The 11,744-nt window shown below is 65.9% G+C and carries 13 protein-coding genes and 3 pseudogenes; 4 read left to right on the top strand and 12 right to left on the bottom strand.

Features of this window, described 5'->3' with window-relative positions; all coding sequences use genetic code 11:
* Positions 1-411 (top strand): annotated as a pseudogene (locus ACSSV8_RS19270) (hypothetical protein); the annotation flags it as partial.
* 152 nt (positions 412-563) lie between these two features.
* On the opposite strand, the gene ACSSV8_RS19275 reads toward ACSSV8_RS19270, so the two are convergent.
* The 4 genes from ACSSV8_RS19275 to ACSSV8_RS19290 are packed head-to-tail and all read right to left on the bottom strand — an operon-like array spanning position 564 to position 5,788.
* Entirely contained in the window at positions 564-2,624 is a 2,061-nt protein-coding gene (locus ACSSV8_RS19275) for an acetate--CoA ligase family protein (protein ID WP_454283545.1), read from the bottom strand.
* Entirely contained in the window at positions 2,621-2,983 is a 363-nt protein-coding gene (locus tag ACSSV8_RS19280) for a Zn-ribbon domain-containing OB-fold protein (protein WP_454283546.1), read from the bottom strand. The genes ACSSV8_RS19275 and ACSSV8_RS19280 overlap by 4 nt, the downstream gene beginning before the upstream one ends.
* Before the next feature lie 2 nt (positions 2,984-2,985).
* The gene (locus ACSSV8_RS19285) at positions 2,986-5,280 is read right to left on the bottom strand and encodes a terminase gpA endonuclease subunit (RefSeq protein WP_454283547.1); all 2,295 of its coding nucleotides are present in this window, start codon (positions 5,278-5,280) and stop codon (positions 2,986-2,988) included.
* Positions 5,228-5,788, bottom strand: coding sequence for a hypothetical protein (locus ACSSV8_RS19290; protein ID WP_454283548.1), 561 nt, complete (start codon positions 5,786-5,788; stop codon positions 5,228-5,230). The genes ACSSV8_RS19285 and ACSSV8_RS19290 overlap by 53 nt, the downstream gene beginning before the upstream one ends.
* 111 nt (positions 5,789-5,899) lie before the next feature.
* Here ACSSV8_RS19290 and ACSSV8_RS19295 point away from each other — a divergent pair, with 111 nt between their 5' ends.
* Both ACSSV8_RS19295 and ACSSV8_RS19300 read left to right on the top strand, forming a co-directional pair.
* Positions 5,900-6,124, top strand: coding sequence for a hypothetical protein (locus ACSSV8_RS19295; RefSeq protein ID WP_454283549.1), 225 nt, complete (start codon positions 5,900-5,902; stop codon positions 6,122-6,124).
* A 90-nt stretch (positions 6,125-6,214) separates the two neighbouring features.
* Entirely contained in the window at positions 6,215-6,781 is a 567-nt protein-coding gene (locus ACSSV8_RS19300) for a DUF3489 domain-containing protein (protein ID WP_454283550.1), read from the top strand.
* A gap of 25 nt (positions 6,782-6,806) precedes the next feature.
* Here the strand turns inward: ACSSV8_RS19300 and ACSSV8_RS19305 are convergent, their stop codons facing one another.
* Genes ACSSV8_RS19305 through ACSSV8_RS19315 form a run of 3 tightly spaced genes read right to left on the bottom strand, consistent with a single transcriptional unit; the run spans position 6,807 to position 8,295 of the window.
* Positions 6,807-7,520, bottom strand: coding sequence for a DCL family protein (locus tag ACSSV8_RS19305; RefSeq protein ID WP_454283551.1), 714 nt, complete (start codon positions 7,518-7,520; stop codon positions 6,807-6,809).
* Between the two features lie 53 nt (positions 7,521-7,573).
* Positions 7,574-7,816: a DUF7220 family protein gene (locus tag ACSSV8_RS19310; protein ID WP_454283552.1), complete on the bottom strand. Its 243-nt coding sequence runs from the start codon at positions 7,814-7,816 to the stop codon at positions 7,574-7,576.
* The gene (locus ACSSV8_RS19315) at positions 7,813-8,295 is read right to left on the bottom strand and encodes a hypothetical protein (protein WP_454283556.1); all 483 of its coding nucleotides are present in this window, start codon (positions 8,293-8,295) and stop codon (positions 7,813-7,815) included. The genes ACSSV8_RS19310 and ACSSV8_RS19315 overlap by 4 nt, the downstream gene beginning before the upstream one ends.
* Positions 8,296-8,347: 52 nt before the next feature.
* Between ACSSV8_RS19315 and ACSSV8_RS19320 the strand changes: the two genes are divergently transcribed.
* Positions 8,348-8,560, top strand: coding sequence for a hypothetical protein (locus tag ACSSV8_RS19320; protein ID WP_454283557.1), 213 nt, complete (start codon positions 8,348-8,350; stop codon positions 8,558-8,560).
* Here the strand turns inward: ACSSV8_RS19320 and ACSSV8_RS19325 are convergent.
* From ACSSV8_RS19325 to ACSSV8_RS19345, 5 genes and pseudogenes are all read right to left on the bottom strand, one after another.
* A pseudogene (locus ACSSV8_RS19325) lies at positions 8,498-9,085 on the bottom strand (DNA cytosine methyltransferase); the annotation flags it as partial. The gene ACSSV8_RS19320 and the pseudogene ACSSV8_RS19325 sit on opposite strands and share 63 nt — an antisense overlap.
* Positions 9,009-10,385, bottom strand: a complete 1,377-nt coding sequence (locus ACSSV8_RS19330) for a site-specific DNA-methyltransferase (RefSeq protein WP_454283553.1) — start codon at positions 10,383-10,385, stop codon at positions 9,009-9,011. The pseudogene ACSSV8_RS19325 and the gene ACSSV8_RS19330, both read right to left, overlap by 77 nt.
* Positions 10,386-10,790: 405 nt before the next feature.
* Entirely contained in the window at positions 10,791-11,237 is a 447-nt protein-coding gene (locus ACSSV8_RS19335) for a DUF6362 family protein (protein ID WP_454283554.1), read from the bottom strand.
* Positions 11,230-11,433, bottom strand: coding sequence for a hypothetical protein (locus tag ACSSV8_RS19340; protein WP_454283555.1), 204 nt, complete (start codon positions 11,431-11,433; stop codon positions 11,230-11,232). The genes ACSSV8_RS19335 and ACSSV8_RS19340 overlap by 8 nt, the downstream gene beginning before the upstream one ends.
* Positions 11,430-11,744: pseudogene (locus ACSSV8_RS19345) on the bottom strand (hypothetical protein); the annotation flags it as partial. The gene ACSSV8_RS19340 and the pseudogene ACSSV8_RS19345, both read right to left, overlap by 4 nt.

The following is an 11,744-nucleotide window of genomic DNA, read 5'->3' on the forward strand; positions in this document are numbered from 1 at the left end:
GATCTCCTTGGCGGTGCCAGCCGCCGGTTGGGTGGGTTTCGTTCACCCGGAGATTACGCCACCTTCAAATTTCCACCACCTTCGCGACACGACCCAATCATCTACCGCGACGGCGCTGGACCACGTTGGGGGTGCCGTATCTGCCTGAAAGGTCGCTATCTCAGCGAACCGATGTCACCAAAAGACCGGCGCCTGCACGCCGCATTTAAGGTCCGGGAGCGACTGGGGCAAACAAAGGGCGGCATCTTGGTTAGCTTCCCGGCCAAACCAAAGGGTATGCACTGGCGGACATATACCCAGATCAGGCTTACGGCCGTGTTGACAGAGCACGAGATTCTGATCCAAGCGACCGCAAACCTATACGGCCTCACGCTGGAGCAAGCTAAAAACCAGTATTCAAGCTTGCTTTAGTGCCAACAGTGGCCTCAATACTGCGCTGCATCCGGTGCGTTCGACGGTATTGTTTACAATCTGGCGTGATGCTGGTTCGCTTCACTGATTGGCGGGAAAGCCAGCCTCTGGCAACTTGGCAAATGTCGGCTTTGTCTGACTTGCCTCAACACCTATCTCTGCCGGATCTCCACCAGAGCATCTGCAGCTGTCGCCCCTTCAGGTGTTGTGATCAGCGGGTTTATATCCACGGACAGCACCGCACCCTCTTCAAGCAGTTCAGCCACTCCTCGCGCCGCCTGAAACACAGCCTGAGCGTTCAAGGGTCGCGCACCGCGCACGCCCTTGAACAAGGGGCCTATCCGCAGCTTCGCCAAGGCGGCCTCAACGTCGGATAGGCTGAATGGTGTGAGCAGAAGCCGGTTGTCCGGCATCGCTTCCACGGCGACCCCTCCCTCCCCCACGACCACCACCGGACCAAAGATCGGGTCGATATGACCGCCGACGACCAGCTCGCGACCTGACAAAAGCATTTCGGCGGCGAGAACGCCCTCGAACCGCACGCCCATTTCGGCCATCTTGGCCTTGATCTCGGCAAAGTGGCGGGCAACGTCCTCGGGCGTTGTCAGACCCACGCGCACCAGACCATGCTCTGACTTGTGCGGCACCTCGGCCGAGTTTGCTTTCAGAACGATGCCATTCGGGCATTTTGCAAGAAACGCCTGCGCTTCTGTTGCGGTCGCACAGATCCGCCTCTGCGGAACTGCAACACCCTTGGCCGCAATGAGATCCAGCGACGCGTGTTCATCCAGAGTGGCCCTAGCCCCGCCGGATTGCGTGAGTCTCACAGTTCCGCCTGAAGCCTGCAGCATCAGCTCCAGGTGATCGGTGAATTGCGCCAGCGCCCGGATCGCACTGTCTTCGGTTTCAAATGTTGGGACACCGTGGCGAGCGAAGGCCGCGCGAACATCACGCTGGGGTGCCGCGAGCACCACGGGTTTGCCATAGGTGCGGATGAAATCAGCTGTATCCTGGGCAAAGCGTTCAAAGTCATAGGCTTTGCCGCTGACCGGAATGCCTATCATCAGAATGTCGACCTCCGCATCCTCCCCTGCGCGGGGCAGCACCTTACCGAAGAGGCCACTATCCGTCAGTAGGGCCGCGGTGATATCGATTGGGTTCTTGCTAGCCGCGAAATCCGGCAGAACTTGACGGATGCTTTCTTCGGTCTCCGGCGAGAACTGCGCGAGTTGCATCCCGTAGCGCTCAATTGCGTCGGCCGAGAGCACACAGGTAGCACCGCTGTTCGACACGACGGCAATGCGCTTGCCCGTGGGACGCCAACCTTGGAGATAGAGTTCGGTGGCCTGAACCATCGCCTCGGTCCCCTCGGCGCGCCAGATACCGTGACGCTCCAGAAACGCGTCGATCACCCGGTCTTCGGTGGCAATCGCGCCGGTATGTGAGGCGGCCGCGCGCCGTCCGTCGGCGGAGCGGCCGGATTTCAGGGCGATGATCGGCACCCCCCTGTCGCGGGCGCGTTGCGCGGCTATCGCCAGATTTTCGGGGTCGCGCAGCGACTCCATATAGAGGATGCAGAGCTTGACCTTGGGATCAAGCACCACCTCGGCGGCAAGTTCGCTGACGGTAACATCCGCATCATTGCCCGTCGCGTGACAATGGCCCACACCGATGCCGCGCTGACGCAGCATCCCATAGGGCACCACACTCATCGCACCGCTTTGACTGATACAGGCCACGGGGCCCGCCGCGGGGGGCTCTTCGATGAACATCGTGGAGAAGTTCAGGATGGCCCCGTTGTGGAAATTCGCGAGGCCCTGACTGTTGGGGCCGACGATGCGCATCCCGGTTCTGGCCGCGATGGCGAGCATCTGTTGTTCGGCGGCCTTGCCCTCGGCCCCGGCCTCACCAAAGCCGCTGGCCATGACCACACAGGCCTTCACGCCACGGACGGCACAGGCCTCGATGGCCTCGAGCACGCGGTCTTTGGGCACCGCGATGATCGCCGCGTCGGGCACTGCGGGCACAGCCTCCAGATTTGGGTAGCAGGTCAGCCCCTGCACCTCCTCGCGCTGCGGGTTGATCGGGTAGATCGCTCCGGCAAAGCCCATGTCCTTCATGAACCGGATCGGTCGCCCCCCGATCTTTTCCGGGTTCTGTGAGGCGCCGAAAATAGCCACACTGGCGGGGTTCAATAGTGCAGAAAGGCTCATTTGGTCACCATCGGTTCAAAATAGGGAAGGTTGTGGACGCCGCCGGGCTTGAGCACCGCGCGGTCGCCCGTGGTCAGGTCAGGGTCGGCCAGCGCCATCACGCGCGGTCCGTCCGTGAGGTCGATCAGCGCGATGGCATAGGGCAGCCGTGCTTTCCATTCCGGGGTCGGGGCGCGGTGCATGGTGGTGCAAGCTGCCACCGTGCCGGAGGACGCCTCGCGCCAGGCAGGGTCCGGCTGGTGGCAGGCCACGCAGAAGGGCCGCGCGAAGGCCTGGGTATGTCCGCAGGACCTGCAGTGCTGATACTGAATCGCGCCAGTGGCATAGGTCGCAGTAATCTGGTCAAAAATGTCTTTCATGGTCAGCCCCGATCAGTTGCCAGCACAAGCCCGACATGGGCCGAAAGCACACCGCCATCCGCGTGCACATAGGCGGACCTTGCCGTGCCCGCCGTCTGCCGGGACCCTGCACGGCGCTGCATTTGCCGTGTTACTTCGACGAGATGGGCCATGCCGCCCGCGACACCCGGATGGCCATAGCTCAGCAAGCCGCCATGGGTGTTCAGCGGTTGATCCGGCCCGTCATGGAACCCCGAGGCGACTTGCCGCCCTGCGCCGCCGCGTGGCGCAAAACCGGTTTCCTCGAGCAGCATCGCCAGCGTCACCGTGAAGCTGTCGTAGATCCCGAGGATTTCGATGCTGTCGCGTGTGAGCCCGGCCTCGGCAAAGGCCCTGTCTGCGGCATCTGCCGCGCCGAAATTCTCCCAGTCCACGGCACTGGAGATGTGCTGATGTTTGTGGGCCTGCCCCGCGCCCGCGATCCAGGCGGCGGCGCGGGCGTAGACCCGGCAATCCAGCGCCTCGTTGCGCTCCCGCAGCTTCTGCCATTCCAGCCGGGCGAAGCCGCGCTTGGTGCGCACCGTGACCAGCTGTTCGGCCACGAACTGCTTGAGCCATTCGTTCTCGACCCAGTGCGGCAGATGCACCGATCCGGGCGGGAAGGCCGCCCCGTCGGCCATGTCCTCATCGGTCGGGCGCGCCAGCCGCAGGAAGCGGTAGGTCTCGGCCTTGAAGGTCGAGACCGCCACGGTCCAGAGCCGCGCCCCGCGCCGCAGGCGCTTCCCGCCCTCGGTCGCGTCGACGAAGGTCGGGCCCGAGACGGGGCTGGAGCGGTTGAACCCCTCGACGCCCTTGACAGGCGAGACCTGCGCGAAGCCTTGCGCCCGCGACCAGGAATAGACCGCCGGGGCCTCATAGCCGGTGTCGATGGCGAGCCGCGCGATCCGAAGCTGCGCGCCGCGTTCATGCGGCCAGGACCGGTCGAGTAGCGCGGTCAATTCCGACCACGCGTCATGCCGATCCGGCCCGCCCTCGATCACGACATGGTCGACGAGCCACGACTCAAGACCACGACCCCAGGCCCAGACATCGACCTCGATCCGGTCCTTCTGCACGTCGGCACCGGCGGTGAGGAACAACCCGCCCGCAGGCACCATGCCGGATGTCCAGCGCTCGCGGCGGTCGTAGAGCCGCTGCCAGTCCGGCGCTTCCCCGGTTTCGACCCATGTCTCGCCGAGGATCGTGTTGCGGAACGCCTTGATCGCCTCGTCCGACCCTTGCGCTGCGTCCCATGCCCGCACGATCCGCTCCCAGCTCAGCCAGCCGATCGGCGAGTAGAGCGCCGAGAGGTGATACCCGACCGTGGTCGGATCGGCAGCTGTGGCGGTCGCCCGCCATTCGCCGCCCTCCAGCATCGCCGTCTTGTGGTGTTCCGCGATTGCCGCGTCGCAGCCCTCGCAGTGATACTCCGCCGTCTCCGGGCGGCCCTTCTGCCAGCGCAGCCGGTCGAACTTCAGCCACTGCATCGCGCCGCAATGCGGGCACGGCACGAAGAACCGGCGCTGGTCACTGGCCTCGTATTCCCGCTCGATGCGCGACAGCCCCCGGATGGTGGGCGTCGAGACCAGGAACACCTTGCGCCGGTGGGCGAAGGTCAGCGACCGGGCTTCGGCCAGCGTGACCGGGTCGCCTTCCTCGTCGGCCGAGGCCGGATAGGCATCGACCTCGTCGAGGAAGATGTACCGCGCTGGGGTGGACCGCAGCCCCACTGCCGAGTTCGCGCCGGTCATGATCAGGATGCCGCCCGCGAATTCCTTCGACAGCATCGTGTTGCCCGCGTCGCGGGATCGCGCCGGTTTGACCCTTTCCCGCAGCTCGGGGCTCTCATCGATCAGCGGGTCGATGCGCTGGCGCGAGTTGCGCTTTGCCAGTTCCACCGTCGGCTGGACTGCCAGCATCGGACCCGGCGCCTGGTGGATGGCGAAGCCGATCCAGTTGTTGCCTGCTTCGGTCGCGCCGACCTGCGCCGCCTTCATGAACACGATCCGCTGCATCACGTCGCCGGGCGACAGCCGGTCCATGATCTCGCGCATGTAAGGCGTGCGGGCCGTGCGATAGCGCCCCGGCTCCGCGGAGGCCCGGCCCGACAGCATCCGATGATTGTCCGCCCACTGCGACACCGTCAGGTCAGGGTCCGGCGTCAGCCCCGCGCCCCAGGTGCGCAGAATCTCCGCCGCGCCGTCAAAGCCCGTCAGGCCATCATCATCACCGGAAATCAGGCCGGACCTCGGCAAGCTCGTCGAGGTGGGCACGGACATGTTTTTCCAAGGCCTTCTGCATTGCGGCCGGTTCCACGCCCAGTTCCGCCGCCATCAATGCCGATGACCGCGCGGGCCAGTTCACCCAAGCGTCCCGCACCTCCCGCGCCAGCCGGAACACCAGCGCCAGCGCGCGGGCCCGCTCGATCAACTCCCCCTTCAGCTTCTGGAGCCGGATGCGCCGTTCCTGCGCCTTCAGCACCTCGTTCGCGGTCTTCGCCTGCAGGAAGGTCGTGCCACCACCCACGGCGGGGACTGCCAGCCCCTGTTCGCGCAGCGTGTCGCCGACCGCGGCAACGGCAGCCTCGGGGACGGGCTTCATCTTCGGCGCGGGCGGCTTTCTCGTCTTCGATGGGTCCGTCGTCTCGGCACGTCTGGCGTCGCTGGCCGCCGCGTTGATGCTGCCGTCGGGATAGAGGACCAGGCGCTCGGCGGTCTTCGCTTTCTGGATCGCGCCCCGCGACAGCCCGACATGCGCGGCGTACTGGCGCTCGCTCATGCCCTGCATCAACGGCTCCGATTATCTTTCAAGATCATGTGCTTATCGAGTTGATAAGCGCGGCGGACAGAGCGAACGTCCCTCCAACGAAGCGATGCAACTCACCAAGGAGCCAGCCCGATGACCCGCCGCGCACAGGACAACGCGAAAGCCCTCGACGCCTTCATCGCCGCCAAGTCCGAGATCGACGCGATGCTGGATCGGCTCGTGGCCCTGAGCGCGGACCATTTCGAGACCCACCCTGACGAGATCAACTGGGGTCATGTCGGCACCCTGAACCACTACCGCTCCAAGCTGCGCGAGATCACCGACATGGCCTTCAGGGAAGGCGAACACGCCGAGTGAGACGACCCGCTCCCGGTCCCGCCCGCCGACTGGCGGGCTCGACCTCGTAGAAGGGCCCGCATCCCGCGCGCCCCGATACGGGAGACGACGATGACCAAGCTTTCCGACACCCAAGCCCTGATCCTAAGCGCCGCCGCCCAGCGGCCCGAGCACATCGCCCTGCCGCTGCCCGAGAGCCTGCGCGGCGGCGCCGCCGCAAAGGTGGTCGGCGCGATGCTCGCCAAGGGCTTCCTCGAAGAGGTCGATGCCGACATGCGCAAGGGCGAGCCCGTCTGGCGCGAGACCGGCGACGGCCACGGCGTCACGCTGGTCGCCACCGACGCAGGCCTCGCCGCCATCGGCATCGAGACCGAGGACGCGAACACCGCGCCTGCGGGCGCGACGGACGCGCCGACCGAGGCGCCCGCGCCGGACACCCCCACCGAACCGAAGGCCGCGCCCAAGACGCGGACGCCGCGCGAGGGCACCAAGCAGGCCACCCTGATCGCCAAGCTGCGCGCGCCGGAAGGTGCTACCATCGAGGAGATGATGGCCGCGACGGGCTGGCAGTCGCACACGGTGCGCGGCGCGATGGCCGGGGCGCTAAAGAAGAAACTCGGACTCGAAGTGACCTCGGAGAAGTTCGAAGGACGTGGGCGGGCCTACCGGATCTTGTGAAAGACCGGGACCCCAGACGGTCGGGTTAGGTCAGCTTCACCCGGCCGTCCTTGATCCTGTTGCGGGATGACTGTGCAAGGTTGATCGCACTTTTCACGATATCAAGCTTCGCAACTCGCGAGTGATAGCCGCGAAATGCTTCAGCCAAAACCCCATCGGTGACTTCTGGCGATACTTGCTCGTCTAGCCCTGATGTAATCGGCACCTGATCGAGACTCATTCCACGCCCTTCAAGGAAGGTTGTGACGATGACTTCGAAGGTCATTGGCGGCCTGTGATCCATGTGCGCTTCGTCCCGTACAATCCTTTCACGTGTCACGGCGCACGAGACTTTGCCGTCCTCACCACGATGATCGGAAAAGAACTTGTCACGGGCAGCATATAGATCGAGCTGAATGACTCGACGAAAAGCCGCCGAAACCTCTTGCTTTCTGCTTGGCGGCCGTTGGGTGATGCAGTGCCTGTAGGAGAAGTCCGTTCCCGTGCCATCAATGCGGACGATCCTGAAGCAGTTCGTCCCGTGCTCTGTTGCCATAACTTCGAAATGATCGACGCCTTTGCCCACCTTCTGCGGGTACTCATCATGGCGCTCAAGCAATGCTGACAAGTCCAGAGCGTCATCATCGGAGACCCGGTCACCGGCCTTGTAGCGACCCAACATCTCGCGAAAAAATTCTGTCGCCTTCGACTGGTTGTCGAAGCTGCGGGTCGCGATTTCAACAGGTTTACCTCGGGCCATGTTCAACCTCTGTGCTTTATCGCAACGAAGATAAGCACTTCGGCAAGCTGGCGTTAGCCCGAGTTATCGAGTGACGGAGAGTTTTTTGTACGCATCGCCTCGAACAGTCGCCGCAGGACGTAAGACCGCGCTATGCTCACCACTGTGAACACCGCGCCCATCTTCAGGTTCTGCGCCAGCGTCGTGTGCAGCCCGAAGACCGGGAATATCAGGATCTGCGTCGCAACTGCGACGCCGTAGCCGACGATCACGTTGGCGACGGACTCGACCAGCGACATGAGGCGGGATTGCTTCATGTCGCCGCCTCATCCATCGGCCAGCAATTCAGCCGCGAGAGTTCGCAGCGCATGCGCTGCAACCAGCGGGACCACGCCGTTGCCACAGAGCCGAAGCCTGTCCACCCGGTGGGCCAGCCCATCAGCGCCTCGACGAACAGCGGGTTCAGCGTCCGGCGCGCATCGGAGGTATCGCGCCCAGCCATCGGCGTCACCAGGACCTGGCGGCCAAGCAGGCCGTTCACCGGCGTGTTCGCCAATGTCGTGGCTCCGTCCTTGTGATCGCGCGCCGTCGGCGTCATCCACATCCCCGCCGCATGGGTCAGGTCGGCCGTCCGGCGGTTGCCCGCGCTCGGCTTGCAGCCGTCGTTCGCCATCGGCGTCGGCCAGTCCCGCGCCATGCGGTCCAGACCCTTCTCGTCGCGCCTCTCGCCGCCCCGGCTGCGAAAGCTGTCGATCTGCGGCGTCGGCCAGAGAGCGGCCGTCGTCGCCAGGTTCATGCCGTGCTGCCCCGCTGCCTGCGACGGCGTCGGTCTGGTCTGCCGGTTCTCGTTGGCGCTCGCCCTCGGCGTCGGCCAGAGCCGCAGCATCTCGGTCCGGTTCCCGCCACTCGACCGGGTTCCAGAGCAGGCGCGCGGGGTCGGCCAGCTCGTCGTGCTCGCGGATGGCGAGGATGAAGAGCCGCTCGCGCCTGTGGGGCGCGCCGACTTCCGCCGCCGTGAAGAGGCCTGCCGCAAGGCGGTAGCCCATGCCGACCAGTCCTGAGGCGACCTCGGGGAAGCCGAGGCGGAGATGATGGGCGACATTTTCGAGGAAGACGAAGGGCGGCTCGACCTCGCCGATGATGCGGGCGACATGCGGCCAGAGGTGCCGCGGGTCATCCGCGCCCCGGCGCTTGCCCGCGACCGAGAACGGCTGGCACGGATAGCCCGCAGTAACGATGTCCACCGCGCCGCGCCACGGGCGGCCGTCGAAGGTTCCAACATCGTCCCAGACAACAGCCTGATCCAGGGACGCGTCTTCCATCCGCGCCACGAGAGTGGCTGCGGCGAAGGTTTCCCGTTCGACATGGCCCACAGCACGATATCCGGGGATGGCGATGGTGAGCCCGAGGTCGAGACCGCCCGCGCCGGAGCAGAGGGAGAGGCCGAACAGGCACGCGTCTCCGGCTCCGGAAGCGTCTCCGGAGGAAGGTAAAGCCAGGTCATGCATGTCACGCGGCGGTCTTGCGCTTTCGCGCGGGTTCGGGGGCTGCGTCCTTTGCCGGGGCGTCGGCGGGGGCTTCGGCATCGTCGCCCAGCCGCTCGGTCCTCACCTGCGCAAATGTCCGACCGTCACCGTCGAGGATCGCGTCGCGGCCGGTCTCGGCCTGCCACCGCTCCACGGCGACGTCGATGTAGGCCGGGCTGATCTCCATCGCGAAGACGCGACGGCCATTGGCCTCGCCCGCCATGATCTGCGAGCCGGAGCCTGAGAACGGCTCGTAGCAGAGGCCGCCACGGGCGACGTGCTGGCGCATCGGGATGCCGAAGGCGTCGAGCGGTTTCGGCGTGGGGTGGTCGGGGCGCTCGTCCTTGGCGAAGCTGGGCAGCGCCCATGTCGACGGCAGGGTTTCCTCGGCCACCTTCGGGGGCCGGTTCGGGCGGCGCCAGCCCATGAAGCAGGGCTCGTGCTTCCAGAGGTAGTGCGATCGGGTCAGGACGCCCCGGTCCTTCACCCAGATGATCTGTTGGTGGACGAAGGCGCCGGCCTTTTCCCAGCAAGCCTCCAGCATCGCCTGGCGGCGCGACGCGTGCCAGCAGTACCAGGCCGCATCCTCGGTGATCGCCTCGGCCACGGCCGCCGAGATGAAGCCGTCGTAGAGTTCCGCGCCCTGAGAACTGTCGTCCCAGGTCGTGCCGTAGGACGCCGACCAATCCTTGTTGCGGGTCGGATGGTTCGAGCCGTCGTAATCGACGAGATACGGCGGGTCCGTTGCGAACAGGATCGCCCGCTCGCCGTTCATCAGGCGGCGCACGTCGGCAGCGCTGGTGCTGTCGCCGCAGAGCAGACGGTGATCGCCGAGGATCCACAGATCGCCGGTGCGCGAGGCCGGATCGCGCGGCGGCTCGGGGATGGTCACCGGCGGCACGGAGCCGCCGGTGCCACCTTCTTCCCCGTCCCCCTCCGGCACGTAGGCCAGCAGCTTGTCGAGTTCACCGTCCGAGAAGCCGACCAGCGACAGGTCGAAATCCTCGGCCAGCAGGTCGTTCAGTTCCGCCGACAGCAGCGCCTCGTCCCAGGTTCCCAACTCCGTCAGCTTGTTGTCCGCGATGCGGTAAGCCCGGCGTTGCGCCTCGGTGAGGTGGCCCAGCACGATCACCGGCGCTTCGGTCAGCCCCAGCTGCGTCGCGGCCAGCACGCGCCCGTGTCCCGCGATCAACTCACCGTCCTCTGCCACGAGGCAGGGCACGGTCCAGCCGAACTCGGCCATGCTGGCGGCGATCTTGGCGACCTGGTCCGGCCCGTGCGCCTTCGCGTTCTTCGCGTAGGGCTGGAGGCGCGACAGCGGCCACGTCTCGATCGCGTCCGGGGCGAAGCTCAGCGTCATGGTGGGCAAGGTTCCTCGGTCGGGTGGATGCCGGTGGCTTCCGGACTCCGGATGCCGGGCCGGACTCCACACGGGGTCCAGCGGCCACCAGCGGTGTCCGGTCGGAAGGTCAGCGTTCATTGGTGTTTGCGCCGGACGCGCGAGGCTCCGGCTTCCGGGTGGCTTCCCAAAAATCCGGCCCTGTCGCTGGCGATGTCCCGCGCTTCGCCCGCCAGCATACGAATATCGCCCGGAAGGAACCGGAAACTCAATGGCTTAGCCCATTGGACCCCGGCTGGACCCCGCGCTGGACCCCGGAAGCCAGCGGCGCGGCCTCTGCCTGCGCGCTCCTCTCCCGAGCATATTCGTTTTCTAACGGCCTCGTCGAAATGTGTAAGGCCCTGCGATGTACACCCGAAAATTTCCTCAGAGGACGATTTTTCTTGACAGGAGATTGGCGTTCTCGATGACGAACTGCTGCGAGCGCCGGGGCGACGGCACGCGACCGTTCAGCCGCCAGGTGATCACCGCAAGGCCGTACTGCCAGCGCTTGGTCGCGGCTGTGCGCGACAGACCGAACTGCCAGCAGATCGGCTTCCACGCCATGCCGTCCGCGCGGGCCCAGACCAGGCGCGCATCGTCCTTCTCCAGCCAGCGCAGCCAGAGCATAGCTTCCTCGGCCTGCGTGATCTGTCGCGGGCTGGGCCTCGGGCGACGCATCTGCGGTTCCTGACCGACCTTGTCGGCGAAGCTGTGGAAGTACTCCGGCCATGCGTTGAAGAAGCCCTGCGGCATCACGCCCGGCATCTGCCGCATCACGCCCGCCGCGAGCTCCAGCCGATCCTGCACCTGTGCTGTGGTCCACTCACCCATGACGCGCCTCCCGTTCCCGCTTGCCGTAGAGCCGCTCGCCGAGCTGGCGCACCAGTTCGCGCTCGGGCCAGGTCAGGCGGTCGTCGTCCATCGCGACGGCCAGTAGGCCCTGTTCCTTCCAGCCGTCGCGCTTGACCTCGTCGGTGTCGCGGCGGCGCCCGCCATAACCCTTGGGCGTGAACCGCATGCCGCTCATTGCACACCTCCTCGGGTCTCCAGCGCCCAGAGCAGGATCGCGATGGCGTCGGCCTCGTTGTCGTCGGTGGGCGAGAAGCCACGCGCTCGGGCGGCCGCCATCATGGCGTCCTTGTTGGCGTTCCCCTTGCCGGTGGCGTGGCGTTTGATGGTGCCGACCGGCACGCCCTCGTAGGGAATGCCGCGCAGTTCGGCCCATGCCGTCAGCGTGGCCATCAGCCCGCCATAGACATGGGCGGCATCGGTCGCGGCATGACGGCGGACCTCCTCGAACCAGATGGCGGCGACGGGGCCCGACAGCCGGTCGATTTC

The sequence above is a fragment of the Roseovarius sp. MBR-79 genome (assembly GCF_053628555.1).

Excerpts from the sequence above, each read along its gene's own strand:
- ACSSV8_RS19330 (WP_454283553.1), bottom strand. The coding sequence starts at position 10,385 with ATGACGCTGAGCTTCGCCCCGGACGCGATCGAGACGTGGCCGCTGTCG.
- ACSSV8_RS19335 (WP_454283554.1), bottom strand. The coding sequence starts at position 11,237 with ATGGGTGAGTGGACCACAGCACAGGTGCAGGATCGGCTGGAGCTCGCG.
- ACSSV8_RS19295 (WP_454283549.1), top strand. The coding sequence starts at position 5,900 with ATGACCCGCCGCGCACAGGACAACGCGAAAGCCCTCGACGCCTTCATC.
- ACSSV8_RS19290 (WP_454283548.1), bottom strand. The coding sequence starts at position 5,788 with ATGCAGGGCATGAGCGAGCGCCAGTACGCCGCGCATGTCGGGCTGTCG.
- ACSSV8_RS19275 (WP_454283545.1), bottom strand. The coding sequence starts at position 2,624 with ATGAGCCTTTCTGCACTATTGAACCCCGCCAGTGTGGCTATTTTCGGC.
- ACSSV8_RS19280 (WP_454283546.1), bottom strand. The coding sequence starts at position 2,983 with ATGAAAGACATTTTTGACCAGATTACTGCGACCTATGCCACTGGCGCG.
- ACSSV8_RS19315 (WP_454283556.1), bottom strand. The coding sequence starts at position 8,295 with ATGAACCTGGCGACGACGGCCGCTCTCTGGCCGACGCCGCAGATCGAC.
- ACSSV8_RS19285 (WP_454283547.1), bottom strand. The coding sequence starts at position 5,280 with ATGTCCGTGCCCACCTCGACGAGCTTGCCGAGGTCCGGCCTGATTTCC.
- ACSSV8_RS19340 (WP_454283555.1), bottom strand. The coding sequence starts at position 11,433 with ATGAGCGGCATGCGGTTCACGCCCAAGGGTTATGGCGGGCGCCGCCGC.
- ACSSV8_RS19305 (WP_454283551.1), bottom strand. The coding sequence starts at position 7,520 with ATGGCCCGAGGTAAACCTGTTGAAATCGCGACCCGCAGCTTCGACAAC.
- ACSSV8_RS19310 (WP_454283552.1), bottom strand. The coding sequence starts at position 7,816 with ATGAAGCAATCCCGCCTCATGTCGCTGGTCGAGTCCGTCGCCAACGTG.
- ACSSV8_RS19300 (WP_454283550.1), top strand. The coding sequence starts at position 6,215 with ATGACCAAGCTTTCCGACACCCAAGCCCTGATCCTAAGCGCCGCCGCC.